Genomic DNA, 24,465 nt, shown 5'->3' on the forward strand with positions numbered 1-24,465 from the left:
GGCTTCAGCCCGCCGCCGCAATCAATTCGCGGGTGTAATCCGTCTGTGCGTTTTCAAACAAATCCTCGGCCGTGCCCATTTCAACCACATCACCGTTTCGCATGACGATGACGTTATGGGACATGGCACGCACGACCTTTAGATCGTGGCTGATGAACAGATAGGCCAGCCCGTATTTGCGTTGAAGGTCGCGCAGCAGGTCGACGATTTGAACCTGCACCGTCATGTCCAGCGCGCTGGTCGGTTCGTCCAGAACAAGCAGCTTAGGCCGCAACACCATCGCACGCGCGATGGCGATCCGCTGACGCTGCCCGCCTGAAAATTCGTGCGGATACCGGTCCATTGCAGCCGGATCCAGCCCCACTTCCGTCATCACCTCAGTCACCAGTTCACGCGGGGCGCGGTGCGGGTCGACTTTGTGAATTGCCAAACCTTCGGCAATGATCTGCTGGCAGGTCATACGCGGGCTCAGGCTACCGAACGGGTCCTGAAACACGATCTGCATGTCCTTGCGCAGGCGCCGCAGTTCTCGCGTGGACCAACGCCGGACATCCTGATCGCGGAAGGTGATGCCACCCTCAGACGCAATCAGGCGCATGATCGCCAGCGCCAGCGTTGTCTTGCCCGAGCCGCTTTCGCCCACAATCCCTAGCGTCTCACCCGCCCGCACACTGAGCGTGGCGTCGTTAACCGCCTTGACGTGTCCCACGGTCCGCTTCAGAAATCCGCGCTGGATCGGGAACCAGACCTTGAGGTGATCTGTCCGCGCGACCTCTTCTGCATCCGAAGCCACCGCTTGCGGGTGACCGGACGGTTCGGCCGCCAGCAGCTTGCGGGTATAAGGGTGTTGTGGATTGTCGAATATCTCGGCCGTCGGGCCGGTTTCGACAATCTCACCATCCTTCATCACGCACACGCGGTCGGCTATGCGGCGCACGATGCCAAGGTCATGGGTGATGAACAACATTCCCATGTTTTCGGATTTCTGCAACTCGGCCAGCAGTTCGAGGATCTGCGCCTGAATGGTGACATCCAGCGCCGTTGTCGGTTCATCCGCGATCAGAATGTCGGGCTTGTTGGCCAGCGCCATCGCGATCATCACGCGCTGCCGCTGTCCGCCCGATAGCTGGTGCGGATAGCTATCCAGACGATCCTGCGGGTCACGGATACCAACTTTTGTCAGCAGCTCGACAATTCGGTCACGTGCCGCGTCGCCGGTCAGACCCTGATGCAGGGCCAGGGATTCCGCCATCTGTTTCTGGATCGTATGCAGCGGGTTAAGCGAAGTCATCGGCTCCTGAAAGATAAAGCTGATGTCGTTGCCGCGCACATCCATCAGCCTGTCCTCGGACGCGCCAATCATCTCATTCCCGTCATAGCGAACCGAGCCGTCGACGATCGCGCTGTCGCCCAGCAGAGACACTGTCGACAAGGCCGTCACGGATTTTCCCGACCCGGACTCACCTACCAGAGCGACCGTTTCACCACGGTCGACGGTGAACGACACGCCTTTGACCGCCGCGCTGACCTGCCCGTCCTGTTTGAACGAGACCTTGAGGTTGTTCACATCCAAAAGGCTCATGAGAAGGTCTTTCTGGGATCAAACGCATCACGCACGCCTTCGAAAATGAAGACCAGCAGCGACAGCATGATGGCAAAGGTAAAGAACGCCGTGAACGCTAGCCACGGGGCTTGCAGGTTCTGTTTTGCTTGCAAGGTCAGCTCACCTAGCGAGGGGGCCGATGATGGCAGGCCAAAGCCAAGGAAGTCCAATGAGGCCAGCCCACCAATGGTTCCCGTGACGATAAACGGCATGAAGGTCAGCGTCGCGACCATCGCATTCGGCAACATGTGCCGGAACATGATGGTCATGTTGCCCACACCCAGCGCCCGCGCCGCACGCACATATTCAAGGTTCCGGGCCCGCAGGAATTCGGCCCGGACAACCCCGACCAGCCCTGTCCAACTGAACAGGATCATCAATGCGACCAGCAACCAGAAACTTCGGCCCAGAATGGCAAACATGATAATGATCACATAAAGCGAGGGGGTCGCGGACCATATCTCGATGATCCGCTGGAAGATCAGGTCCAGCCATCCGCCAAAGAAGCCCTGAATAGCTCCGGCGAAAATCCCGATCAGGCTGGCAACGCCGGTGACCATCAGCGTGAACAGGATCGACAGCCGGAACCCATAAATCACCCGCGCCAAAACATCGCGCTTGGTGTCGTCCGTGCCCAGCAGGTTATGGCCGTTTGGCGGCAGCGGTGCGGCACCCGGCCGGTCAACGCTGGTGTTGAAGGAATAGGGGATCAGGGGCCAGATGGCCCATCCGTGCTCGAACCCTTCGGCTTGGAACGTACCGGCGTCGATCTGTTCGATAATATCCTCGGGGTCGTCGAAACATTGTTCCAACCCGCCGCTGTCGATCAGGCAGCGCACTTCGGGATCGCGATAGATCGCCTCGGTCTGGAAGTCGCCCCCAAACTCGGTTTCGGCGTAGAAGTTGAAGACGGGCGTGTAGAACTCGCCCCGGTATTTCACGAGGATCGGTTTGTCATTGGCGATGAATTCGGCAAAGAGCGACAGGCCGAACAGGATCGAGAAAATGATCAGCGACCAAAAGGCCCGGCCATTGCGCCGGAAATTGCGCCAGCGGCGTTGGTTCAGCGGAGAAAGCGCCATCTACCCCTCCCGCTTTTCAAAGTCGATGCGCGGATCGACCAGCACATACATCAGATCACTGATGATGCCGACAACCAGCCCCATCAGACCAAAGATAAACAATGTGCCAAAGATCACCGGGTAATCGCGCGCGACGGCAGCTTCGAACCCCAATCGGCCCAAACCATCCAGCGAGAAGATCGTTTCGATAATGATCGACCCGCCAAAGAACACGCCGATGAACACCGCGGGGAATCCCGCGATCACGATCAGCATGGCGTTGCGGAACACGTGCCCGTACAGCACCTTGCCCTCGCTCAAGCCCTTGGCGCGGGCTGTCATTACATACTGTTTCTTGATCTCGTCCAGGAACGAGTTCTTGGTCAGCAGCGTCAGGGTCGCAAAGGCCGAAATGGTCAGGGCGATAATCGGCAATGCGATATGCCAGAAATAGTCGGCGATTTTTCCCATCAGGCTAAGGCTGTCCCAATTGTCCGATGTCAGCCCCCGCAGCGGGAAAATCTGCCAATATGACCCACCGGCAAACAGCACCAGCAACAGGATTGCGAACAGGAAACCGGGAATGGCATAGGCCACGATGATCGTCCCGCTTGTCCAGGTATCAAAGGTCGAGCCGTCCTTGATCGCCTTGCGAATGCCCAGCGGGATCGACACCAGATAGGCAATCAGCGTCGACCACAGACCCAGCGAGATCGAGACAGGCATTTTTTCGAGGACCAGATCAATGACGCTGATCGACCGGAAATAGCTCTCGCCAAAATCCAATGTCAGGTAGTTGCCCATCATGGACAGGAACCGCTCCAGCGGTGGCTTGTCGAACCCGAACTCTTTTTCCAGTTCTGCAATGAATTCCGGCGGCAAACCCCGGGCGCCGACGTATTTGTCGTCAAACGAACCTCCGGCGGGTTCGGCGGCGGCACCGGCATCTCCGGCACCGGCGAAGCCTGCGAAAACGTCCCCCTGCCCTTCGATCTGCGCGATGATCTGTTCGATTGGCCCACCCGGTACAAACTGAACCAGCGTGAAGTTGACGATCATAATGCCCAGAAGCGTGGGAATAACCAGCAACAGGCGTCTTAGTATATAGGCGCCCATGTTACCGCAGCGCGCCCTTCGCCTTTAATGCAGCTTCTTTCTCGGGGTTAACCCACCAGAGATCGAGATAGCCAAGCGTAAATGGCGGCAGGTTTTCGGGGTATTCATACATGTCGTAATAGGCCGTCCAGTAGTCCGCCACATATCCATCGGGAATGATGAAAAACTCATACCGCAACACACGATCCAGCGCCATAAGCGCGGCGTCCTGTTCGGCTTGATTTGTGGTGTCAAAAGACGCCTCGATCACGGCATCCACCAGCGGGCTGGCAAGTCCGGCGGGGTTGAACAGGCTGAACGCTGCCTCTTCCGAGCCATACATCTGGCTCAAACCGCCACCGGTCGACAGGAATGACCCGTACCGGTTGGAATACACCATGTCGTAATCCCGTTCGCGCCGACGCAGTGTGAACTGAGACGGGTCCACCTTTTCCGCCGAAGCATCCACACCTATCGACTGCAGGTTCTGCACAAAGGTTTCGATCATCGTCGCGGTCGAGGTTGGAATGCTGGACGCATAGGGAATGTTCACCTTCAGGGTTTCACCTGCCGCATTGCGACGCAGATTACCCTCGCCCACGGGCCACCCGGCCTCATCCAGCAGTTTCGACGCCTTGCGCAGGTTGCGGCGATCGTTCAACCGCGCCGGGTTGGACTCGTGCGTCAACAGGGCCGGTTCACTCAGAACATCTGCGGGGACCACGTCACCCAACGTCTCCAGAAACGCCAGTTCAGCCCCTTCCGGCGCGCCGGTGGCTTCAAGATGGGTGCCCTGAACAAATGAGCTTCGGGGGGAATTCAACCCGAACATCAGCGATTCATTGGCCCATTCGAAATTGAACGCCAGCGCCAGAGCTTTACGGACGTTCTTATCCGCGAATTGGGGCTTGCCGAGATTGAAGACAAAGCCCGACGGTGTCGGCGGGCTGCCATCGGTGATCTCATCCCGCACGACCGAGCCCGCGCTCAGTTTTGGAAAGTCGTAGCTGGAGGCCCAGAGTTTTGGGTCACTTTCGATACGCATCGTATATTCACCCGCCTTGAACCCTTCGAAGGCGGCAGTCTGGTCGGCGAAATACTCGACCCGAATGGTTCCATAGTTGTTGCGGCCCACATTGATCGGCAGATCTTGCGCCCAATAGTCGTCGCGAAGCTTGTAAACGATGCGGCGATTGATGTCGTAACTGTCAAGTTTGTACGGCCCCGATCCCACCGCGACCTCAAGCCGGGGTTCATCCAGACGCCGACTCTCATCCGCTTCGAACCACGCTTTTGAGAAAACCGGCGTTGATCCAACGGTTTCGATCAACCCCCGCCTTGTCACTTCGGGGCTGAAGGTGAATTTGACCGTGTGATCATCCAGTGCCTCGGCCCCGGTAACCATCCGCCCGACCGCTTGCGCGTAGGACGGCAAACCCTCCTCAATGAACAGGCGATGGCTATAGATCACATCCTCGGCCGTGACAGGGGTTCCGTCCCAAAACGTCGCCTCGGGTCGCATGTGGAAAATCACATAGTTGCGGCCTTCGTCATATTCCATGCTTTCCGCCAGCAAGCCGTAATACTGCCCGACGCTGTCCGCAGTGCTGTCGATCAGCGAGTCGTATTGCAGCGTCGTTAGCGCCCCGGCCCGACCTTTACGCGAATACGGGTTCAGGGAATCAAACGTGCCGGACCCAGCCAGTGACAACTCCCCACCCTTGGGTGCTTCGGGGTTCACGTAGTTCAGATGCGGGTAGTCAGCGGGATAGTCGAGATTTCCGAAATAAGAATAGCCGTGGCTGCGAGTTACATTTTCCTCGGCAGCATTAACCTTTTCGCCACCTCCAAGCATGAGCGCTACGGCAATCCCCACAAAGGCCGCCCAAGGCCGAACAGTCGATACGCGCGGTGCAGGCGGCAGGGGTTTCATATGCTCATCCTCTGGATCGTTGACTTCTTTAACCTTGTAAGCGCCAGCTAAAAGACCAGCACTGTCATATGCAAGTTTAGAATGCGTGAACGCTTTGTGAAGTTCTTCTTAGACAAAAATAAAGCCGCTGCGGGAAGCAGCGGCTTTGAAAATCGGTCAGACCGAGTATCGGATCAGTTGCCGATTGTCTGCAGATAGGCAATCAGGTCGGCGCGTTCCTGCGGCTTTTTCAGGCCGGCAAAGCTCATGGAAGTACCCGAGATATAGGCGCTTGGGCGTTCCAGGAACGCATCCAGCGCTTCGGGTGTCCAGTTGCCACCATGGGCCTGCATCGCGGCGGAATAGCCGGTGAACCCACTCGCCGAGGCGACCGGGCGATCAACTACACCGTACAGATACGGGCCGGTGCCATTCGCGCCGTCTTCCAGCTTGTGACATGCGGTGCACTTGCGGAAAACCCGTGCGCCTTTTTCCGGATCAGCGGCGGCCAGCATATCTTCAAATACCACCTCTTCGCCGTCAGCGCTTTCACCCGCGCTTTCGGTTTCGATGATATAAGAGGCCGTCTCGCCATGCCCATCGGCATGGTACAGGGCCTCGGCGCCCCATTTGGCCAGAAGCAGCACCAGGAAGGTGCCAAACAGGCCTGCGGCGGCCTTGGTAACTGTCATCGTGTCGAACATTGATCGCGAGTCCATTTCAGCTGTCTGCGGGGTGTCTAAGGCTTCCCCTGACAAGAGGCAAGGTATAGACACCGCGACTAAACGCCCAATTCTGGAACTTGTTGCACGGAATCGACCAAATGACCAAACGTATCGCATTTCAGGGAGAACCCGGCGCCTATAGTCACGAGGCCTGCCGCAATGCCCGCCCCGACATGGAGGCCCTGCCCTGCCGCACATTCGAGGATGTGATCGAATCGGTCCGCTCGGGCGATGCTGATCTGGCGATGCTGCCGGTGGAAAATACCACCTATGGCCGCGTCGCCGATATTCACCGTCTTTTGCCCCATAGCGGCCTGCACATCATCGACGAGGCATTTGTCCGGGTCCACATCAACCTTCTGACCGTTCCGGGCGCCAAGCTTGAGGATGTTACCGAGGCACACTCTCATTTGGTTCTGCTCCCGCAATGCGCAGGGTTCCTGAAAAAGCACGGAATTAAGGGCCGCGTCAGCCCGGACAACGCCCGCGCAGCCCGCGAAGTTTCAGAGCAGGGCGATCTGCATTCCGCGGCGCTGGCCAGCGAACTGGCCGGAGAAATATACGGCCTGAACGTCATGGCCCGCCATATTGAAGATCGCGACAACAACACCACCCGGTTTCTGGTCATGTCTCGCCAGGCGGATATGACTCAACGTGGCGAACATGGCATGATCACCAGCTTTGTTTTTCAGGTGCGCAATATCCCAGCCGCGCTGTACAAGGCGATGGGCGGTTTCGCGACCAATGGCATCAACATGACCAAGCTGGAAAGCTACATGGTGGATGGGTCATTCACTGCCACGCAGTTCTACGCAGACATTGTCGGGCACCCCGACGATCGGAATGTAAAACTGGCGATGGAAGAACTGGAGCATTTCACCACCAACGTCGAGATTCTGGGCGTCTACCCGGCTGCCCGGCCGCGCGGGTAGCATTTCTTGGCGACGTCTGTCTAATCCGGTCAGATGCCGTGCTGATGCCGTTCTTCCATCTCTCTGGCGAATTCGCTCAGCCGCGCCTGGAAACAACGCCGGAACCGGTTTTGCCCCAGCCTGAGTGATTGCAAAAACAGTCGGGCTGGCAGCGACTTGGCCGCAAGCGACATATCGACTTTCAGCCGGGTCCGACGCTGGGACAAGGCCAGAAACTCGATGATTGTTGTGCCGTTCAGACCCTTGCCCGTCGCTTCGAACCGCATCTGTGATGGCGGATCGCATTCTGCCATCAGAATCTCGACATGCCGTGGCTTGCCGCGCAGTCTGAACTCCGTTTCCCAGGTTGTTCCGGGGACCACGCCCATGTGACCGGTCAGACGTCGCACTTCGATCCCCCGGCGCATCGCCATTCGTTCGAAACGCTCAAAATCAGTGACCATCTCGAACACGGCATTGATCGGAGCTTGGATATCTTCACGCGCAGTGAATTGCATTTCAGTTCGTGGCTCTCTTGCTTGTCGGCCTAGTATTTTGTCAGTCCAGCGTGTCCGCAAGCCAGTTTTGCAAAAGGAAATGCGCAATGGCCCCTTTTCGCGCAGGCAGAAGGTTCGGGTGCTCACCCGCGATGGCCTGCATCATCTCTGACTTGCTGACCCACATCGCGTCCTCGATCTCAACCGGGTCAATTTTGATCTCTTTGGACAGTGCCTCGCCAGCGCAGCCAAACATCAGTGACGCCGGAAACGGCCAAGGCTGACTGGACAGGTAAGAAACCCGGCCAACAGGCACGCCCGCCTCTTCCATGACTTCGCGCCTGACGGCGGCTTCCAGTGTCTCACCCGGTTCGACGAACCCGGCAAGCAGAGAATACATCCCTTCGGGCCAGCCCGGTGATCGGCCGACCAGAACCGATTCGCCATGCGTGATCAGCATGATGACAACCGGGTCCGTGCGCGGGAAATGCTGGCCGCCACAACTGGGGCAACTGCGCTGCCATCCGGCCTGTGACATTTCGCTGGCCGCACCGCATCGGGCGCAGAACCGATGCGTCTCGTGCCAGCCGATCACAGCCTTGGCCGAGGCCGCCAGTTCTGCATCCCTTGGTGACAGGCGGGTCATGATGCGGCGCAGTTCGGCAAAGACAAACCCATTGGGCAGGCCGGGATGCTGCTGCTCGGACCTGTCAAAGAAACCGCCCACCTGTGAGATATCCAAATCATCGGCGGCCCAGTTCGAAATATCGACGGCGAACACGGGCGCACCGTCGGACAAACCAAGAAAAATGGGCGCATCCGTGATACCGCCGGGTCCGTTGTTCACCAGTTGATGCGTCATTGGAATGAAACCCAGCCGGTCCAACGCCTCTCCTTGGACCAACAGCTTGCCGCGCCACAGCAAAATGCACCGCGCCTCGGGATTCGCGCGCGCCAGCGCGAGCGCGTCCGCGTCACCGCGAATATGCGCCGCACGATCCAGGCCAGAGCCACCAAACGTCACTTGTTCAGCGTTTTTCATTGCAGTTCCTTTGGGTTGTCCGCACAGGGCTGCCATGGCAGCCGTGACGTTGCAATGGCTATTCACCTTCTTATGAAAAAGTTCCTGCGCCGCTGAAATGCCTTATGCTCACCTTGAAATTTGCACCAGATACGCTTTTTGTTGAAATTGATTAATAAAAAACTGCTAAAAGTAGAGTAGTGAAACGTCTTCCTTCCATTGCAACAGCCCAGATCCGGATTTTGGCCACAACCGATCTGCACATGAATTTGACCGGGTTCGATTATTATACGGACGCCCCCGACCCTTCGATTGGTCTGAGTAGGACCGCAAGCCTGATCAAAGCAGCCCGAACGCAGGCTGAATCTCGTGGTCACACTGTCTTGCTGTTCGACAATGGCGACGCCCTTCAAGGCGCGCCCATTGGCGAATGGGCTGCCGAACAGACCGACAATCGTCACGTTCTGATGCAGGCCTTTGATGACCTTGGGTATGACGCCATGGGACTGGGAAACCACGACTTCGGATTCGGTCTGGAGGTTCTGGACCGCGTCATAGCGCAGGCCGCGTGTCCGGTCATTTGCAGCAATGCCGTGCGAAGTGACCGCTCGGCAAGCTGGCAGACGCACGCGGTTCTTGACCGGAACGTCTCAGTACAAGGACAAAATCTGGCGTTGAAAATCGGGGTGTTTTCTGTTCTGCCACCGCAGACTGCCAAGTGGGAAGCACACCGCCTGAAAGGTGCCGTGTCGGTAGAGGACATCCTGACATGCGCACGTCGAAAGACGCAGGAATTGCGGTCTGGGGGCTGCGATCTGATTGTTGCACTGGCCCATACAGGGCTTGGCACCGCCGAGCCTGCGCCCGACCTTGAGAATGCGGCAATCCCTCTGGCGGCGGTGCCCGGTATTGATGTGATCATCGCCGGACATTCCCACTTGACCCTGCCCGGCTCTGCCCATCAGGGGCTGGAACATGTTGACCCGCACAGCGGCCTTGTTCACGGAAAACCGGTTGTAATGCCGGGTGCAGCGGGTTCGCATCTGGGCATCATTGACCTGACGCTGCACCGAAAAGAGACTGGTGAATGGTCGATAGAAAATCAGCACGCTGCGCTGCGATCCGTTTCACCCGAGGCGACCGCAGCCCCGATAGACGAGGATGCCGAGCTGAAGCGCCTGTTCGCACATGGGCACCAAGAGACACGGTTGCGATCGGCTGAACCTGTGGGCGAAACGCATCAGCATTTGCATAGCTATTTCAGCTTCTGTGCGCCGGATAGAGGGCTGGCGCTGGTCGCGGCGGCACAGGCTGCTGCGCTGCGCCCCTATTTGAAGGATACAGTGCACGACGGCCTGCCGGTTCTGTCTGCCGTTTCGCCCTCGAAATTCGGTGGGCGCGCAGGGCCACGATCTTTTACCGACGTGCCTGCGGGTCAGATCCGGCTGCGCCATGTCAACGATCTGAACATCTTTCCTAACGAAATGCAGGCTATCGTGGTTTCGGGCGCACAGATAAGAGACTGGCTTGAGATGTCCGCCGGCGTGCTCAACCAGATGCACTCCGGTCAACACATCGACCTGCGAAATCCCGGACGCGCCGGTTACAATTTCGATGTTCTGCACGGGCTTAGCTACCAGATCGACCTCGGCATTCCGGCGCGGTACGACGCTGACGGTAAATTGACTGACCCATCGCGCCGCCGGGTAAAGGATATCTACTTCAACGGGCAACTTATCGACGATCAGCAATCCTTTGTCGTGGCCCTCAACAATTATCGGGCCAACGGAGGGGGTCATTTCCCCTTTACAGACACCGCGTCGCAGATCCCGTTACCAGCCTTGCCGATCCAACGTATCGTTCGGGATTATGTCGCGGGTTGCCGCCCTGCTGATCCGTTGGCGGATGCGCCGCGCCCTTTCACGTTCAAACCGCTTCCCGGGGCATTTGCGATTCTCAGAACTGGCCCCAAGGCGCAGCGCCATATCGCTGAATTGCAGGAGTATGACCCATCAGTCATTGGGCTTGATGACGATGGTTTTCTGCTGATCCGGCTGACGTTGTGATGGGTTGTCATCCGCGAATGAAATGCCTATATCGACCGTTGAGAGGTTGGCGCGGGCGAGCGCCTCGCCAACCTGGTCAGGTCCGGAAGGAAGCAGCCACAACGAGCCCCGCTTGGGTCGATGTCCAACCTCTCACTTTCATTCCCCTGACCTATTCAAGATCATTCTGCGATCAGACGTGGCCAGACCGCAGCGTTCCGGCGTGCGAAAACTCCGATATGACCAAGCTCTTTTGCGCCAAACTCCTGCGCCGTCAGCAAGTGCCGACGTGCGTCAGGCCCGTACAGGTCTGCAAGCCGCCAGACAGACTTGGGCGACGCAAGCTGATCATCCGCCACAGCGAACAGGTCGACGGGATTACCATGTTCGGACCACGTGGGCACAGGAAGGGTCTTTCCCATTTCCGGTAGATAGTTTTGGGCGGCTGTACACCATTCACGCCACTGCCAGTAAACGCGCGCGGGCAAGTCCGCGCCAAATCCGGTTGCCCGACCCGGTAAGTATCCCAATGTCTTAACCAGCAATGGCACATGCCCGTACCAGAACAGGGTTGCCAACGCGCGATAGGGCCACGGATGGTCCGGCAAAGTCACCAAGCCCGAGCAAACGCAGATCATGCGGTCCATCTGCGCCACGTCCGGTGCAAGCGGGGTCAGCATCCCGCCCAGGGAATGGCCGATGCTCCACTGCTGCGCGTCCGGGAACCTCCGGCGCATCTCGGCGCGGGCGGCGGGCATGTCGACCAAGGCCCAATCCGCCATTGTCACCTGCGAATCCTGCATTCGGATCGTCAGAGAATGCCCAAAATCACTGTAGTCATAGGTTAAGCAGGCATACCCTCTTTCCGCCGCCAGCCAATGCGCAAAATTCTGATAATAGTCGCGCGGAACACCCGTTGCGCAATGGATCACCACCGCAACGCGGGGATCGGTCATCGGCCTGTACAGCCGCGCAGACAGTTTGGACGATCCGGAGGATATCCAGAAATCCTCGGTCAATACTGGCTGTGATCCATCCAACATGGGGTCCTCTTGATGGTTCTGAACTTTTCGGTTCACTTTTCTATCGGCCCTTCTTGTACCCGCAGAGTCAAGAGAGCGCGACGATGACCCCGCGTCGGAACCGGCAACACTGACCGCTTGACTCGGACCGATTTCACCGGATAGCGATGGCGTGATGGTTCTCGACCCGGATTGCCGGGAAGGGATGAAAAGGGAACACGGTGCGGTCCTACCCGGCGATGCCGAAACGGACCAATGCCGCGACTGCCCCCGCAACTGTAAGCGGTAAGCAATGCCAAAAACACCACTGGCCGAATGGCTGGGAAGGTCGGCAAAGCGATGACCCGCAAGTCAGGAGACCTGCCATCTAACTGAAACCGAAACTCGGGCGGGGTGTCCGGGCAGGTCAAAGCCGCATAAAGCGACCTGACCCATGCCCCCCGTCCATCGCGCGGAGGGCGCAGAATGATCTGGAAGACAAAAACGCACGAGTTTTCCGCAACGATTTGTCAGAAAACCGGCAGACCATGTCCGGCATTGGCAAGGATGGCGCGTGCCATGGCGGACGCGATGGCAACCGCACAGCCTGTCACAACCAAAGCGTTCGAGGTCGAAGGCAGCGGAGAGCTTTCGCATTGCGCCGAAGGGTGCACCGCACGGTTTCGCGCCCATTCAACTCAGATCAGGGTATTTTGCGGAACGGCCCCGGAAACCCCGACAACAAAGTTGGACGATTACGCCGACATGATGTTCGGGACAGATTTGTCCGCCATGCCAACCGGAGCGCTGTCCGAAGTGCCTTGTGCCATGCTCGAAGTCACGACTTTGGGCCAGCGTCCCGCAACAGGCAGCCCGCAACCCGCCATGGTCTGAGGTCAGGACTCGGTTGATGCCGGCGCCGTAGCCCAGGCCATCTGCGCGTCGGTTTCAACCGCGCATGGCCGGACCGCGCGCAACCGGCGCAGCGCCTTATCCGGGGTTTCGCCGCCTTCGACCAGCACGCGCAACACAATCATACCAGACCGCCCGCATCCGCCCCGGCAATGGACCAAGACCCGCCCACCGTCAGACAGGACACAATGTACATCCTTACTGACGGCTGGCCAGTCAGACCGTATTTTCGAGGTCGGAGCGCCAAAATCCTGCACCGGAAGATGAAGCCAGGTGATTGCGCGGCTCTGCAGGTCGCGCCCGAGATGGTGCGCTTCTGCGGCTTCCAACTCGCTGGACGTGGTCATCGAAATCACCAGGGTCGGGCGCCATTGCATGATCCGCTCAAGGTCTCCGGCATAATCCCCGTATCGCCCAGGCACCTGCGCCAAACCCAATAGACCGGACCGAACCGGAATAGAGTGAATTTCAAACCTGTCCAAGTTGCACACCCCGCCCGAATGAGAAGGCCGGGCAAGCCGATACCCGCCCAGCCGAACCTGTATCCAATGCGCCCCGGTATTCCAAATCGAATTTCATCGCTCCCTGCGGTGGACGTAGGCGGCAGGGGTCACTACGCTGCGAAGCTGATACGAATCCGACAGAGCAGACATGACCGAAACTCCAAGCCCCGCCTATCAGGTCCTCGCCCGTAAATACCGTCCTGAAACATTTGCTGACCTCGTGGGCCAGGACGCGATGGTGCGCACGCTGAAAAACGCATTCGAGGCCGATCGGATTGCGCAGGCCTTTGTCATGACCGGCATTCGCGGCACCGGCAAAACCACCACGGCGCGGATCATCGCCAAGGGCATGAACTGCATCGGACCAGACGGCGAGGGCAAAGCCACGATCGAACCCTGCGGCCAGTGCGAACACTGTGTGGCCATCATGGAAGGCCGCCATGTCGACGTGATGGAGATGGACGCGGCAAGCCGCACCGGTGTGAACGACATTCGCGAGATCATCGAAAGCGTCCGCTATCGCGCCGCCAGTGCGCGCTACAAGATCTATATCATCGACGAAGTTCACATGTTGTCGAACAGCGCGTTCAACGCCTTGCTCAAAACCCTTGAAGAACCCCCCGCGCATGTGAAGTTCATCTTTGCCACTACCGAGATCCGCAAGGTTCCGGTGACGGTCCTGTCCCGGTGCCAGCGCTTCGACCTGCGCCGGATCGAACCCGAGGACATGATCGGCCTGCTGAAAAAGATCGCAACTGCCGAGAACGCTCAGATCGCCGAGGATGCTCTGGCGCTGATCACCCGCGCGGCGGAAGGTTCGGCCCGGGATGCGACCTCGCTGCTGGATCAGGCTATTTCGCACGGTGCCGGGGAAACCAGCGCCGATCAGGTGCGGGCCATGCTGGGATTGGCTGATCGCGGGCGGGTGCTGGACCTGATGGACATGATCCTGCGGGGCGATACCGCCGCGGCATTGACGGAACTGGGTGGGCAATATGCCGAAGGTGCCGACCCGCTGGCCGTGCTGCGCGATCTGGCCGAGATCACACATTGGGTCTCGGTGGTCAAAATAACGCCGGACGCTGCCGAAGACCCAACAGTCTCACCTGACGAACGCGCGCGGGGCGTTCAGATGGCCGAAGCCCTGCCGATGCGCATTCTGACCCGGATGTGGCAAATGCTGCTGAAAGCGCTTGAAGAGGTTTCAGCCGCGCCCAATGCCATGATGTCGGCTGAAATGGCTATTATCCGGCTAACCCATGTCGCTGACCTTCCCACCCCGGAAGATCTGATCAGACGTCTTCAGGACGCGCCACCCCCTGCCCCGAACGGCGGACCCGGCGGCGGAGTGCCCACGCCGACACACGGCACCGTTCAGGCACATGCGCCAGCGGCACAGTCTTACGCGGCACCAGCGGGTGGCGGCGCGGGTGCACCTAGCGCGGCTTTGGCGCGGGACGCACAGACCGCATTGGCCCGGTATCCGACATTCGAACACGTGGTTGAACTGATCCGCACAAACCGCGATGTGAAACTACTGGTCGAGGTTGAAAACGGTGTACGTCTGGTTTCGTACCAGCCGGGGCGGATCGAGTTTACTCCGACCGACAACGCGCCGACGGATTTGGCGCAAAGGCTGGGGTCGGCACTGCAACGCTGGACCGGAAATCGCTGGGCGGTATCGGTCGTATCGGATGGCGAAACGGCGACAATCGCCGAAGTCAGGGACGCGGCCGACCTCGCACTGCGCGCTGAGGCCGAGCAGCATCCGCTGGTTCAGGCGGTGCTGGAACACTTCCCCAAGGCCCGAATCAAAAGGATCGAAACGCCCCAGGAACGCGCCGCAAAGGTCGAAACCGAAGCCTTGCCCGAAGTTGAAGACGAATGGGACCCGTTCGAAGAGGACTGAACCCTTCACGAAAGAAACGCCCGAAATGCTCCCGCGCCCGCCACGGGCCATCGGCTTACGCCGACACCCCTGAGCGGACTTGGGCCCGGCAGCGCGGGCTGGGCCCGCGCTGCCGGGCCCAACGGGAGGAAAGGTCTTGCCAAAGACCTTGACGACGGGCGGGAGCCCTCCGGCCCTTGTGCCGCGCGGGTGCCGCCCGTATTTAGGCTTCAAACTGACTTACAGGAGAAACACGATGCTCAAAGGACTCGGCGGTCTGGGCGACATGGCCAAGATGATGAAATCCGCGCAGGATTTGCAGACCAAGATGACCGACATGCAGGAAGAGCTGAACACCATCATGGTTGTTGGCGAATCCGGTGCCGGGCTGGTCAAGGCCACCGCCACTGCAAAAGGCGAACTGAAAGGTCTCGACATCGACCCCTCGATCTTTAACGGCGACGACAAGGAAGTGGTTGAGGACCTGATCCTTGCCGCCATCAAGGACGCGCAGACCAAAGCCGCAGAGCGGTCGCAGGAAGAAATGGCAAAGCTCACCGAAAGCATGGGCCTGCCCAAAGACATCAAGCTGCCGTTCTGATAGACACTCCTGACGAAACACAGGCCGGGCGCGCATGCCCGGCCCATTTGCAGGAGCGCGCGCAGTGAGTTCGAACAGCGACATCGACAACCTGATCGACCTGTTGGCCAAGTTGCCGGGTCTGGGTCCGCGCTCGGCCCGTCGCGCGGTGCTGCATCTGATCCGCAAACGCGCCCTGCTGCTGACGCCCCTGTCGGATGCCATGCAGCAGGTCGCCATCACCGCCCGCGAATGCCTGAACTGTGGCAACGTCGGCACCTCCGATATTTGCGATATCTGCGACAGCGAGGCCCGGGCGACTGGCGAGCTGTGCGTGGTTGAGGACGTCGCTGACCTTTGGGCGATGGAGCGCGCGGGCGTGTTCAAAGGCCGCTATCATGTTCTGGGCGGCACGCTATCGGCACTGGACGGCGTCGGCCCGGATGAGCTGCGTATTCCCCGTCTCAAAGACCGGGTGGTGGCCGAAGGAGTTACCGAGGTCATCCTTGCCCTGAACGCCACCGTCGATGGCCAGACCACCGCTCATTACATCGCCGATCAGCTAGAGGGGCAAGTCCGCCTGACTTCACTGGCGCAAGGCGTGCCGATTGGCGGAGAGCTGGATTATCTGGATGATGGTACGATTACGGCGGCGTTGCGGGCGCGGAAGGAGTTGTGAAACCAAACGAAATCGGACTTGGACGAAAATCCGCCTGCCCGGATGTTGCCTTGTAAATTGCAAACTCAAACTTCTTAAACCTAACGAGGCTTTAACCCCAAGTTGCATTGTTGTTCTTGCGGCGAGCCAATCTGACAAGACTAAAAATGAGGGTTCAGGAACGCTGAACCCTCATATACGCATCTATCTAGTGCTAGAAATTTTTCCGCTGACACTGTTTCCATCGTCCAGTGAACTTCCAATATTCCCCCAACCGGATGAGCTGCCACCACCAATTTCCAGTGAAGGATCATTCCCACTTACTTGTGAAGCGATGCTTGCATCGCCGCGATTACCCTGAAGATTACCAGCCATAGATTGAGCTTGGTCGTTGTTTCCTTTCCCTTTGCTCTTGCCGGGATCTGCGAACGCGGTTCCGCCAAATACGACTGCTGTAGCCGCCAAAATAGCAATAATTCTCATATTTCCCTCCCTATTTGAACAAATACGATACGGGGGAACTGCTCGATTGGATTATTTTCTATGTTGGGATTTTTGAAAGACCTCGGGATAAAACGACAATTAATTGTTGTAAGAACTTCTGTTTTTGGCCTACTTCGTTCACCCTCTAAGGTATGAGAAGATTAGTTCAGTTTTTATCGGAAGCAGCAATGACCCGCCTTGTCGCCCTCACCCTCGCCGCCTTCACCGCCACCGCCGCCTGGTCGCAAGACCTCATTGATAAGGGCTTCGCTGAGGGTTGGAACATCATGATGGACCCTGCGCTTGGCAACGGGTGTCTGATCCAGACGGTGTATGAGGACCTCTCGGTGGTTCGGATCGGTTACGACGCGCTGAACAATCGCGGGTATTTTACGGTTTTCAACAAGGCGTGGGGCGACATCGAACAGGGTCAAAGCTATCCCATCCGGTTCGAACTGGACGGCAAGAGTTTTGATGCCATGGCCACGGGGTTCAAATTGGACCGCGTGCCGGGGGCGACCGTGTTTTTCACCGACCGAAACTTTGTGAATGCCATCGCTCAGAACCGCACAATGACGGTTTTCAATCCGGCGGGGGAAACTGTCATGGCCATTGACCTGAAGGGCACGGCCAAGGCGTTGGAATACGCGCGCGACTGCCAGAACAAAAAACTCTAGCGAATCGGATCGAACAGGGCGTCTGTCGCCGCACAATCGCGGATCACATCCCGGCCGCAAGGAACGGGTTCAAGATCGCGCGACAGACATAGGCGGACCTCTTCGATGTAACCTTGTTTGCAGGTGATGGTGATCATCTCGGGCTCTAACCCCGGATTGTCTTTCAGAAACGCCTCCTCAACCACCGAAGCCGGCAGTTTGACCGCCTCATCCAGCTTGCGAAAGACCTCGGGCCGCGCGACTTGCTGGTAGGCCTGGCGCGACAGCGCGAAATAGTCCGGCGCGGACAGGCCCGAGCAGGTTCCGTGTTTCTTCCACTGGTGCCATGCCAAACCGGACGTGCCCTGAATATCCGTCATTTCCCGCGTCATACGGCGGGAGGGTGGCGCCTCGGCGGTTTGGCAATAGGACGGCCAGCCCTGATGAAACTGTGGCCACAACCCGTGCAGGATCCAACCGTGATCGTGACGCGCGTCGCACTGGTCCGAGCCGCGCGCATCCCCTTCACGCGCGCACCAGTTGGGCGACCAGCTTAGGGACAGAACATAATAGTCGAACTCCCCAGCCTTTTCGCCCTCGGCCAGCGCCGCTGCCGCACTCAGAACCCATAACAACAGCCCCAGAATCCCTTGGCGCATTCGCCTCTTCCCTTCTTGACCTTGCGCGACTATATAGGCCCGAAGTTCCCCGACAACGGAAACCTGCCCCAAGACCACGGGGCCGCCGAATTCCGGCGACGGGACAGATGTATTTAAAGGAGACGGGCTGATGGCAAAACCGCTTATGGCCAAGGCAACAGCCGTATGGCTGGTGGACAACACCACGATCAGCTTCAAGCAGATCGCGGATTTCGTGGGCATGCACGAGCTTGAAGTGCAAGGCATCGCCGACGGCGACGTGGCCGCTGGCGTCAAAGGGTTCGACCCCATCGCCAACAACCAGCTGACCCAGGACGAAATCGACGCGGCGCAGAACAACCCGCTGCACAAGCTGAAGCTCAAGTTCAACGCCGCTGCCGCAGGCGAGGAAAAGCGTCGTGGCCCGCGCTATACGCCGCTGTCCAAACGTCAGGACCGTCCGAACTCGATCCTGTGGCTGGTCAAGTTCCACCCTGAACTGAGCGACGGCCAGATCGCCAAGCTGGTCGGCACCACCAAGCCCACCATCCAGTCGATCCGCGAGCGCACCCATTGGAACATCGCCAACATGCAGCCCATCGACCCGGTTGCGCTGGGTCTGTGCAAACAGTCCGAACTGGATGCGATCGTTCAGAAGGCCGCGGCCAAGAAAGCCGCCGAAGGTGGCGTCATGAGCGATGATGAGCGCCGCAAGCTGGTGTCGACCGAGCAGTCGCTGGAAATGGACGCCGCGCCAAAAATCCCGACCGCCATCGAAGGTCTGGAAACATTCTCGCTGTCTGACGAGCCGGTCGAAGAAAAAGAGGACGAGCCGGTCCTCGACGCGGACAGCTTCTTCAACCTGCCCAAAGGCGGGGCCGAGGATGAAGACGAAGACGATCTGCGCCCCTAATGCACAGACAGCCCCTGCCTGAACAGGCCGGGGCTTTTTTGACGGGAACCTCATGCTGAACGTATTGTCTGCCATATTTGGTCCGCACCGAGCCGTGTCGATCTATGCCTTTATGAAGACCAAAGGTCTGGCTGTGCTCGGAGGTGTCGGAGTCGTCGCCGTTGCAGCGGCGCTCTTGCTGCTCAACGATGACGGGCGGCACGAACACGAAGCATTCATGACGGTCCCGGTTCTGTCTGCCACGCCGATCAACGGGGATCTCAAGAATGGGGTCATCGCCTCGGTACGGTTGCCGGATGGATCCGCAACGTCGATCACGTCAACCGAAGCGCCGATTTCCCAGACCGTTGGCGACAGCGCCTGCATAGAAAAACGCGTGTATGTCGAAAGTGGCGAACCGCGATACCGCTTCAAGCTGCCGCGATATTGCGACGCAAGCTGATCACGCAAAACCGCCCGGTAACACCACCGGGCGGTTTTTTCTTTTGAGCGGTTGGGGTTCAGCTTGAGAGCCAAATCGCATTAGACCATCTGGAATAGAATCCCTGCGACAATGGCTCCGGTTATGCCCAGCCCCAGATAGGTCGCAAATACCTTCGGTTTAACCAGCGACCAGACGGCTGCCATGGCCGGGATCGAACTGACCGCACCTGCGACCATGAAGGACATGGCGGCACCGACACTCATCCCTTGTTCGGTCAGACCGGCCAACAGCGGCGGTGCAACATATGAGTTCAGGTAAGCAGGCATCCCGACCAAAGCCGCGATGACGATGGGCAAGACACCCTCACCGCCAACCACGCGGGCGATCAGATCGGCGGGCACATAGCTGACCAGCAGCGCCTCGAGCACATAGGCCAGAGCCAGCCACTTCAGCAGGAACAGGCCGTTATGAGCGAACTCGGTGCGAAAGCGCTGGCGACGCTCGGGCTCTTGCCAGAACCTCCAGACCGGTTTGTCATCCTGCTTTGGGCCGCATCCACAGCAACCGGCTGGCTTGTATTCCCGCAACGGCTGCGCAAATGCGCCGCTGCGCATCAGACCGCGCACGACGAAACCACCGAATAGCCCCAAAGCGACGGCGGCCACGGCTTTACCGATCGCAAACGGCCAGCCCAACGCACCTGCGGTGATCAGCAAGGTGGGCGGGTCGATCAGAGGGGAACTGAGCCAGAACGCCATTACCGCCGACAAGGGCGCGCCCAGCGCCAGCAGTCCGGCGATGAAGGGGATCACCTCGCAAGAACAAAACGGTGCCAACCCTCCGAACAGAGCAGCGAGGAAAATCATCCGTGTCTCGCGCCCCTCAAAGGCGCGGGCGACCATGACCTCGGCGCCTGTTGCCTTGAGGTAAGACAGAAGCAGGACGGCAAACAGGATATATTGCCCGGTATGGGCAAGGGCCTTGCCTGCGAAAGTGACAACCTCTGCCCAGTTTCCGGGGTCCAAAACCGCCACGGCAATCAAGATCGCGACGATCACAGCCCATGGTGTTTTGATCACGTCCAGCGCGGCTTTTCCTGTAATCTTCGGGTTCTGTGTCAGTTCAACCATCGTTCGCAGCCTTTCCCACCTCGTCCGCGCAACACTCCGACAGAATGAACTGCGCCAGGGCGCGCAGTTCGTCATAGCTGGCGCGGTTGATCGTGGTTCGGCCGATCTTTTCCTGCTGCACTACGCCTCCGGCCGCCAGAAACCGTAGGTGATGAGCCAGCGTGGACGGTGCGATTCCGGTGCGTTCCTGAATTTCTCCGACGGTCAGTCCGGCTTCACCTGCCCGGACCAGCGTTTTCAGAACCTTCAACCGGGCCTCGGACCCCATTGCGGAAAATCCTGCTGCGGCGGTTTCCCACATATCGCAATCTCCATTAAACTAGATTTCTAGTTATTTAGGTGAGTCGCATTTCATTGTCAACGCAAATGGTCAAATCCTTGTAAGTCCAGATTGCCGCCAGCATAAGTCCACCCTATAAGACCTGCATGGGCATCTCGGTCGACACCTTCTTTCTTGAACTCAACGGTCAAGGCACGCTGCAGGCGCAGATCCAGCAAATGATTGCCGAGGGCATCCTGTCGGGTCGTTTTCATGTGGGTGAGAAACTGCCCTCGTCCCGCAAACTGGCCGCTCATCTGGGCGTCAGCCGGATTACGGTGACGCTGGCCTATACGGAACTGCTGGCCAATGACTACCTGACCGCCAAGGGCCGGTCGGGGTACTATGTGTCGGAAAACGCGCCGGTGCCGCCGAAATACACCCCCACTCCGCGCGGGGACGAGACGGTGGATTGGACCACGGCGCTGGCGCGCAAATTCTCGGACGGGGACACCCTGACCAAACCCGCCGATTGGCGCGACTATCGCTATCCGTTCATCTACGGTCAGGCCGACCGGTCGCTGTTTGATCACGCCAACTGGCGGCTGTGTGCGGTGCGGGCGCTGGGTCACAAGGACTTCGATTCCCTGACCGGGGATTACGTGGATCAGGACGATCCGCTGCTGGTCGAATTCATCGCCCGCCACACCCTACCCCGCCGTGGTATTGCCGCCCGCCCCGAAGAGATTCTGATCACCATGGGCGCGCAGAATGCGCTGTGGCTGGCCTCGCGCATTCTATTGAACCGCAACCGGACGGCTGTGATCGAAGACCCGTGTTACTATGCCCTGCGCGATCTGCTGAACCACTCCGATTGCAAAGTGGCCCCGGTCGCGGTGGACCGCGACGGGTTACCGCCCGAGGCGCTGCCCGAGCAGACCGATGTGATTTTCACCACTCCCAGCCACCAAAGCCCGACTACCGCCACCATGCCCGTAGACCGGCGCACCGCCCTGCTGTCGCGTGCCCGCGCGTTGGACGCCATGGTGGTCGAGGATGATTATGAATTCGAGATGGCCTTTCTGGGTGCCCCCTCGCCCGCGCTCAAGTCGATGGACCGGGACGGGCGGGTGATCTATGTCGGCAGCTTTTCCAAATCGCTCTTTCCCGGTCTGCGCCTTGGCTACATGGTCGGGTCTGAGCCCTTTATTCGCGAGGCGCGCGCCCTGCGCTCGCTAGTCCTGCGTCACCCACCGGGACATATCCAGCGCACCGCGGCCTATTTCCTGTCGCTTGGCCACTACGACGCGCAAATCCGGCGGATGTCCAAGGCGCTGGCACAACGGCGCGCAGCTTTGGACGCAGCCGTCGAACAGCACGGTCTGACGGTGGCTGGGCGCGGCGTTTTGGGCGGCTCATCCATCTGGATGTCGGCACCGGATCATGTGGACACGGGGCGGCTGGCTCAAACATTGCAAGGCCAAAGCGTTCATATCGAACCCGGCGCGCCCTTCTTTTCCGGCCTCGACCAGCCACAGAATTTCTACCGTCTTGGATATTCCTCGATCGCGCCTGATCGCATTGAACCCGGCGTGAAACGCATCGCCGAGGCGATCCGCGCCTGTTAGGGTCCTGACCCTAGCGAAATACTGGACCTACTCCGCCACGCATTCTGGCCCTAACGCCGCCCCGCGCCATCCGTCAAAACCGTGTGTAAAGGCAGGGCAAAAGACCCGGCCAGTCCACATATGCGCGGAGATCATTCAGATGAAAATGACCACGGAAGAGGCCTTTGTTAAGGTTCTGCAAATGCACGGGATCGAACATGCGTTCGGGATCATAGGCTCGGCCATGATGCCGATCTCGGACCTGTTTCCCAAGGCGGGGATCATGTTCTGGGACTGCGCCCACGAAGGCAGCGCCGGGATGATGGCCGACGGCTACACCCGCGCCACCGGCAAGATGTCGATGATGATCGCGCAGAACGGCCCCGGCATCACCAACTTTGTTACCGCCGTAAAGACCGCCTATTGGAACCACACTCCGCTGCTGCTGGTCACGCCGCAGGCGGCGAACAAGACCATCGGTCAGGGGGGCTTTCAGGAAGTCGAGCAGATGAAACTGTTCGAGGACATGGTCGCTTATCAGGAAGAGGTCCGCGACCCCTCCCGCGTGTGCGAAGTTCTGAACCGCGTGATCATGCAGGCCAAACGCGCCAGCGCGCCCGCACAGTTGAACATCCCGCGCGACATGTGGACTCAGGTCATCGACGTGGACCTACCCGCAATTGTGGAATTCGAACGTCCTTCGGGCGGGGAAAGCGCTGTGGCGCAGGCGGCGGACCTGCTGTCGAACGCCAAGAACCCCGTGATCCTGAACGGCGCAGGCGTGGTTCTGTCCGAAGGCGGGATCGAGGCGTCGAAGGCACTGGCAGAGCGACTGGATGCGCCTGTTTGCGTCGGCTACCAGCACAATGACGCTTTCCCCGGCAGCCACCCGCTGTTCGCCGGGCCGCTGGGCTACAATGGCTCAAAAGCTGGGATGGAGTTGATCAGCGAGGCCGATGTGGTTCTGTGCCTAGGCACCCGCCTGAACCCGTTCTCGACCCTGCCGGGCTATGGCATGGAATACTGGCCAGCAAATGCCAAGATCATTCAGGTCGACATCAACCCTGACCGGATCGGCCTGACCAAAAAGGTTTCGGTCGGCATCATCGGCGACGCCGCGAAAGTGGCCAACGGTATTCTTGAGCAACTCAGTGACACCGCCGGCGATGCAGGTCGGATCGAGCGCAAGTCGCGTATCGCGCAGAAGAAATCTGCCTGGGCGCAGCAGCTCTCCAGCATGGATCACGAAGACGACGATCCCGGCACCACGTGGAACCAGCGCGCGCGCGCGGCCAAGCCCGACTGGATGAGCCCCCGCATGGCATGGCGCGCGATCCAGTCCGCCCTGCCGAAAGAGGCGATCATCTCGTCCGATATCGGTAATAACTGCGCCATCGGCAACGCTTATCCGTCCTTTGAGGATGGCCGCAAATATCTGGCTCCGGGCCTGTTCGGGCCCTGCGGCTATGGCCTGCCGTCGATCATGGGGGCCAAGATCGGCTGCCCGGACGTGCCGGTTGTGGGCTTTGCCGGGGATGGTGCCTTTGGCATCGCAGTGAACGAGTTGACCGCAATTGGGCGCGAAGAATGGCCCGCGATCACCCAGATCGTGTTCCGCAACTATCAGTGGGGGGCGGAGAAACGGAACTCGACCCTGTGGTTCGACGACAATTTCGTGGGCACCGAGTTGGACACCAAGGTCTCCTACGCCGGTATCGCGCAGGCCTGTGGTCTGAAAGGCGTCGTGGCCCGCACCATGGACGAGCTGACCGCAGCCCTGAACCAGGCCATAGAAGATCAGAAGAACGGCATCACCACCCTGATCGAAGCCATGATCAACCAGGAACTGGGGGAGCCCTTCCGCCGCGACGCGATGAAGAAACCGGTGGCCGTTGCGGGCGTCAGCGCCGATGACATGACCCCGCAGGCTGGGGCGTAATCCG

The 24,465-nt window shown here is 59.2% G+C and carries 24 protein-coding genes, 1 other RNA gene and 1 riboswitch; of the genes, 12 read left to right on the plus strand and 13 right to left on the minus strand.

Going from position 1 to position 24,465, the window contains the following annotated elements:
* Positions 1 to 4: 4 nt before the first annotated feature.
* From ACR0MS_RS13875 to ACR0MS_RS13895, 5 genes are all read right to left on the minus strand, one after another.
* Positions 5 to 1,582, minus strand: coding sequence for an ABC transporter ATP-binding protein (locus tag ACR0MS_RS13875; protein WP_480577783.1), 1,578 nt, complete (start codon positions 1,580 to 1,582; stop codon positions 5 to 7).
* Positions 1,579 to 2,685, minus strand: a complete 1,107-nt coding sequence (locus ACR0MS_RS13880) for an ABC transporter permease (RefSeq protein ID WP_480577786.1) — start codon at positions 2,683 to 2,685, stop codon at positions 1,579 to 1,581. Before ACR0MS_RS13880 ends, ACR0MS_RS13875 begins: the two co-directional genes overlap by 4 nt.
* The gene (locus ACR0MS_RS13885) at positions 2,686 to 3,780 is read right to left on the minus strand and encodes a microcin C ABC transporter permease YejB (protein ID WP_180887524.1); all 1,095 of its coding nucleotides are present in this window, start codon (positions 3,778 to 3,780) and stop codon (positions 2,686 to 2,688) included. It abuts the gene before it with no gap.
* 1 nt (position 3,781) lies between these two features.
* The gene (locus ACR0MS_RS13890; protein WP_480577790.1) at positions 3,782 to 5,692 is read right to left on the minus strand and encodes an extracellular solute-binding protein; all 1,911 of its coding nucleotides are present in this window, start codon (positions 5,690 to 5,692) and stop codon (positions 3,782 to 3,784) included.
* Between the two features lie 173 nt (positions 5,693 to 5,865).
* Positions 5,866 to 6,375 carry a c-type cytochrome gene (locus ACR0MS_RS13895; RefSeq protein WP_480577817.1) on the minus strand — a complete coding sequence of 170 codons (510 nt, stop codon included), beginning with the start codon at positions 6,373 to 6,375 and terminating at the stop codon, positions 5,866 to 5,868.
* A gap of 119 nt (positions 6,376 to 6,494) precedes the next feature.
* Between ACR0MS_RS13895 and ACR0MS_RS13900 the strand changes: the two genes are divergently transcribed.
* Positions 6,495 to 7,328, plus strand: a complete 834-nt coding sequence (locus tag ACR0MS_RS13900; RefSeq protein WP_480577793.1) for a prephenate dehydratase — start codon at positions 6,495 to 6,497, stop codon at positions 7,326 to 7,328.
* 29 nt (positions 7,329 to 7,357) lie between these two features.
* Here the strand turns inward: ACR0MS_RS13900 and ACR0MS_RS13905 are convergent, their stop codons facing one another.
* Together ACR0MS_RS13905 and nudC are read right to left on the minus strand one after the other, a co-directional pair.
* Positions 7,358 to 7,825, minus strand: a complete 468-nt coding sequence (locus ACR0MS_RS13905; RefSeq protein ID WP_480577796.1) for an SRPBCC family protein — start codon at positions 7,823 to 7,825, stop codon at positions 7,358 to 7,360.
* Between the two features lie 40 nt (positions 7,826 to 7,865).
* Positions 7,866 to 8,846, minus strand: coding sequence for an NAD(+) diphosphatase (nudC, locus tag ACR0MS_RS13910; RefSeq protein WP_480577799.1), 981 nt, complete (start codon positions 8,844 to 8,846; stop codon positions 7,866 to 7,868).
* Positions 8,847 to 9,025: 179 nt separating this feature from the next.
* Here nudC and ACR0MS_RS13915 point away from each other — a divergent pair, with 179 nt between their 5' ends.
* Complete coding sequence (locus ACR0MS_RS13915) at positions 9,026 to 10,891, plus strand: bifunctional 2',3'-cyclic-nucleotide 2'-phosphodiesterase/3'-nucleotidase (protein WP_480577802.1); 1,866 nt, start codon at positions 9,026 to 9,028, stop codon at positions 10,889 to 10,891.
* A 39-nt stretch (positions 10,892 to 10,930) separates the two neighbouring features.
* Positions 10,931 to 11,029, plus strand: an RNA gene (gene ffs, locus ACR0MS_RS13920) — signal recognition particle sRNA small type.
* Between the two features lie 23 nt (positions 11,030 to 11,052).
* On the opposite strand, the gene ACR0MS_RS13925 is transcribed toward ffs, so the two are convergent.
* The gene (locus ACR0MS_RS13925; RefSeq protein WP_480577805.1) at positions 11,053 to 11,913 is read right to left on the minus strand and encodes an alpha/beta hydrolase family protein; all 861 of its coding nucleotides are present in this window, start codon (positions 11,911 to 11,913) and stop codon (positions 11,053 to 11,055) included.
* Positions 11,914 to 12,051: 138 nt separating this feature from the next.
* A riboswitch (cobalamin riboswitch) is annotated at positions 12,052 to 12,274 on the plus strand.
* An 83-nt stretch (positions 12,275 to 12,357) separates the two neighbouring features.
* On the opposite strand from ACR0MS_RS13925, the gene ACR0MS_RS13930 reads away from it, so the two are divergent.
* Complete coding sequence (locus tag ACR0MS_RS13930; RefSeq protein WP_480577808.1) at positions 12,358 to 12,765, plus strand: hypothetical protein; 408 nt, start codon at positions 12,358 to 12,360, stop codon at positions 12,763 to 12,765.
* A 2-nt stretch (positions 12,766 to 12,767) separates the two neighbouring features.
* Here the strand turns inward: ACR0MS_RS13930 and ACR0MS_RS13935 are convergent, their stop codons facing one another.
* Positions 12,768 to 13,274, minus strand: a complete 507-nt coding sequence (locus ACR0MS_RS13935; RefSeq protein ID WP_480577811.1) for a protein-tyrosine phosphatase family protein — start codon at positions 13,272 to 13,274, stop codon at positions 12,768 to 12,770.
* A gap of 160 nt (positions 13,275 to 13,434) precedes the next feature.
* Here ACR0MS_RS13935 and ACR0MS_RS13940 point away from each other — a divergent pair, with 160 nt between their 5' ends.
* The 3 genes from ACR0MS_RS13940 to recR all read left to right on the plus strand — a co-directional run bounded on the left by ACR0MS_RS13940 (position 13,435) and on the right by recR (position 16,433).
* Positions 13,435 to 15,195: a DNA polymerase III subunit gamma/tau gene (locus ACR0MS_RS13940; protein WP_480577814.1), complete on the plus strand. Its 1,761-nt coding sequence runs from the start codon at positions 13,435 to 13,437 to the stop codon at positions 15,193 to 15,195.
* 235 nt (positions 15,196 to 15,430) lie between these two features.
* On the plus strand, positions 15,431 to 15,775 hold the full coding sequence (locus ACR0MS_RS13945) for a YbaB/EbfC family nucleoid-associated protein (RefSeq protein ID WP_480574254.1): 345 nt from the start codon (positions 15,431 to 15,433) through the stop codon (positions 15,773 to 15,775).
* Between the two features lie 64 nt (positions 15,776 to 15,839).
* Positions 15,840 to 16,433 carry a recombination mediator RecR gene (gene recR, locus ACR0MS_RS13950; RefSeq protein ID WP_480574257.1) on the plus strand — a complete coding sequence of 198 codons (594 nt, stop codon included), beginning with the start codon at positions 15,840 to 15,842 and terminating at the stop codon, positions 16,431 to 16,433.
* Positions 16,434 to 16,616: 183 nt separating this feature from the next.
* Here recR and ACR0MS_RS13955 read toward each other — a convergent pair whose 3' ends face one another.
* On the minus strand, positions 16,617 to 16,895 hold the full coding sequence (locus tag ACR0MS_RS13955) for a hypothetical protein (RefSeq protein WP_480574260.1): 279 nt from the start codon (positions 16,893 to 16,895) through the stop codon (positions 16,617 to 16,619).
* Positions 16,896 to 17,083: 188 nt separating this feature from the next.
* Between ACR0MS_RS13955 and ACR0MS_RS13960 the strand changes: the two genes are divergently transcribed.
* Positions 17,084 to 17,572, plus strand: coding sequence for a hypothetical protein (locus tag ACR0MS_RS13960; RefSeq protein ID WP_480574263.1), 489 nt, complete (start codon positions 17,084 to 17,086; stop codon positions 17,570 to 17,572).
* On the opposite strand, the gene ACR0MS_RS13965 is transcribed toward ACR0MS_RS13960, so the two are convergent.
* Positions 17,569 to 18,210, minus strand: a complete 642-nt coding sequence (locus ACR0MS_RS13965; RefSeq protein ID WP_480574266.1) for a ribonuclease T2 family protein — start codon at positions 18,208 to 18,210, stop codon at positions 17,569 to 17,571. The genes ACR0MS_RS13960 and ACR0MS_RS13965 overlap by 4 nt on opposite strands.
* 130 nt (positions 18,211 to 18,340) lie before the next feature.
* Between ACR0MS_RS13965 and ACR0MS_RS13970 the strand changes: the two genes are divergently transcribed.
* The gene (locus ACR0MS_RS13970; RefSeq protein ID WP_480574269.1) at positions 18,341 to 19,102 is read left to right on the plus strand and encodes a DUF1013 domain-containing protein; all 762 of its coding nucleotides are present in this window, start codon (positions 18,341 to 18,343) and stop codon (positions 19,100 to 19,102) included.
* Positions 19,103 to 19,154: 52 nt separating this feature from the next.
* Positions 19,155 to 19,544 carry a hypothetical protein gene (locus ACR0MS_RS13975; protein ID WP_480574272.1) on the plus strand — a complete coding sequence of 130 codons (390 nt, stop codon included), beginning with the start codon at positions 19,155 to 19,157 and terminating at the stop codon, positions 19,542 to 19,544.
* Positions 19,545 to 19,624: 80 nt separating this feature from the next.
* Here the strand turns inward: ACR0MS_RS13975 and ACR0MS_RS13980 are convergent, their stop codons facing one another.
* Positions 19,625 to 20,656, minus strand: a complete 1,032-nt coding sequence (locus ACR0MS_RS13980; protein ID WP_480574275.1) for a permease — start codon at positions 20,654 to 20,656, stop codon at positions 19,625 to 19,627.
* Positions 20,649 to 20,957, minus strand: a complete 309-nt coding sequence (locus ACR0MS_RS13985) for an ArsR/SmtB family transcription factor (RefSeq protein WP_480574278.1) — start codon at positions 20,955 to 20,957, stop codon at positions 20,649 to 20,651. Before ACR0MS_RS13985 ends, ACR0MS_RS13980 begins: the two co-directional genes overlap by 8 nt.
* Before the next feature lie 125 nt (positions 20,958 to 21,082).
* On the opposite strand from ACR0MS_RS13985, the gene pdxR reads away from it, so the two are divergent.
* Together pdxR and xsc are read left to right on the plus strand one after the other, a co-directional pair.
* Positions 21,083 to 22,543: a MocR-like pyridoxine biosynthesis transcription factor PdxR gene (pdxR, locus tag ACR0MS_RS13990; RefSeq protein WP_480574281.1), complete on the plus strand. Its 1,461-nt coding sequence runs from the start codon at positions 21,083 to 21,085 to the stop codon at positions 22,541 to 22,543.
* A gap of 139 nt (positions 22,544 to 22,682) precedes the next feature.
* Positions 22,683 to 24,461, plus strand: coding sequence for a sulfoacetaldehyde acetyltransferase (gene xsc / locus ACR0MS_RS13995; protein ID WP_480574284.1), 1,779 nt, complete (start codon positions 22,683 to 22,685; stop codon positions 24,459 to 24,461).
* Positions 24,462 to 24,465 lie beyond the last annotated feature (4 nt).

This window comes from Ruegeria sp. CJ2 (assembly GCF_056536745.1).

Excerpts from the sequence above, each read along its gene's own strand:
- ACR0MS_RS13875 (WP_480577783.1), bottom strand. The coding sequence starts at position 1,582 with ATGAGCCTTTTGGATGTGAACAACCTCAAGGTCTCGTTCAAACAGGAC.
- ACR0MS_RS13880 (WP_480577786.1), bottom strand. The coding sequence starts at position 2,685 with ATGGCGCTTTCTCCGCTGAACCAACGCCGCTGGCGCAATTTCCGGCGC.
- ACR0MS_RS13885 (WP_180887524.1), bottom strand. The coding sequence starts at position 3,780 with ATGGGCGCCTATATACTAAGACGCCTGTTGCTGGTTATTCCCACGCTT.
- ACR0MS_RS13890 (WP_480577790.1), bottom strand. The coding sequence starts at position 5,692 with ATGAAACCCCTGCCGCCTGCACCGCGCGTATCGACTGTTCGGCCTTGG.
- ACR0MS_RS13895 (WP_480577817.1), bottom strand. The coding sequence starts at position 6,375 with ATGTTCGACACGATGACAGTTACCAAGGCCGCCGCAGGCCTGTTTGGC.
- ACR0MS_RS13900 (WP_480577793.1), top strand. The coding sequence starts at position 6,495 with ATGACCAAACGTATCGCATTTCAGGGAGAACCCGGCGCCTATAGTCAC.
- ACR0MS_RS13905 (WP_480577796.1), bottom strand. The coding sequence starts at position 7,825 with ATGCAATTCACTGCGCGTGAAGATATCCAAGCTCCGATCAATGCCGTG.
- nudC (WP_480577799.1), bottom strand. The coding sequence starts at position 8,846 with ATGAAAAACGCTGAACAAGTGACGTTTGGTGGCTCTGGCCTGGATCGT.
- ACR0MS_RS13925 (WP_480577805.1), bottom strand. The coding sequence starts at position 11,913 with ATGTTGGATGGATCACAGCCAGTATTGACCGAGGATTTCTGGATATCC.
- ACR0MS_RS13930 (WP_480577808.1), top strand. The coding sequence starts at position 12,358 with ATGATCTGGAAGACAAAAACGCACGAGTTTTCCGCAACGATTTGTCAG.
- ACR0MS_RS13940 (WP_480577814.1), top strand. The coding sequence starts at position 13,435 with ATGACCGAAACTCCAAGCCCCGCCTATCAGGTCCTCGCCCGTAAATAC.
- ACR0MS_RS13945 (WP_480574254.1), top strand. The coding sequence starts at position 15,431 with ATGCTCAAAGGACTCGGCGGTCTGGGCGACATGGCCAAGATGATGAAA.
- ACR0MS_RS13955 (WP_480574260.1), bottom strand. The coding sequence starts at position 16,895 with ATGAGAATTATTGCTATTTTGGCGGCTACAGCAGTCGTATTTGGCGGA.
- ACR0MS_RS13960 (WP_480574263.1), top strand. The coding sequence starts at position 17,084 with ATGACCCGCCTTGTCGCCCTCACCCTCGCCGCCTTCACCGCCACCGCC.
- ACR0MS_RS13965 (WP_480574266.1), bottom strand. The coding sequence starts at position 18,210 with ATGCGCCAAGGGATTCTGGGGCTGTTGTTATGGGTTCTGAGTGCGGCA.
- ACR0MS_RS13970 (WP_480574269.1), top strand. The coding sequence starts at position 18,341 with ATGGCAAAACCGCTTATGGCCAAGGCAACAGCCGTATGGCTGGTGGAC.
- ACR0MS_RS13975 (WP_480574272.1), top strand. The coding sequence starts at position 19,155 with ATGCTGAACGTATTGTCTGCCATATTTGGTCCGCACCGAGCCGTGTCG.
- ACR0MS_RS13980 (WP_480574275.1), bottom strand. The coding sequence starts at position 20,656 with ATGGTTGAACTGACACAGAACCCGAAGATTACAGGAAAAGCCGCGCTG.
- ACR0MS_RS13985 (WP_480574278.1), bottom strand. The coding sequence starts at position 20,957 with ATGTGGGAAACCGCCGCAGCAGGATTTTCCGCAATGGGGTCCGAGGCC.
- pdxR (WP_480574281.1), top strand. The coding sequence starts at position 21,083 with ATGGGCATCTCGGTCGACACCTTCTTTCTTGAACTCAACGGTCAAGGC.
- xsc (WP_480574284.1), top strand. The coding sequence starts at position 22,683 with ATGAAAATGACCACGGAAGAGGCCTTTGTTAAGGTTCTGCAAATGCAC.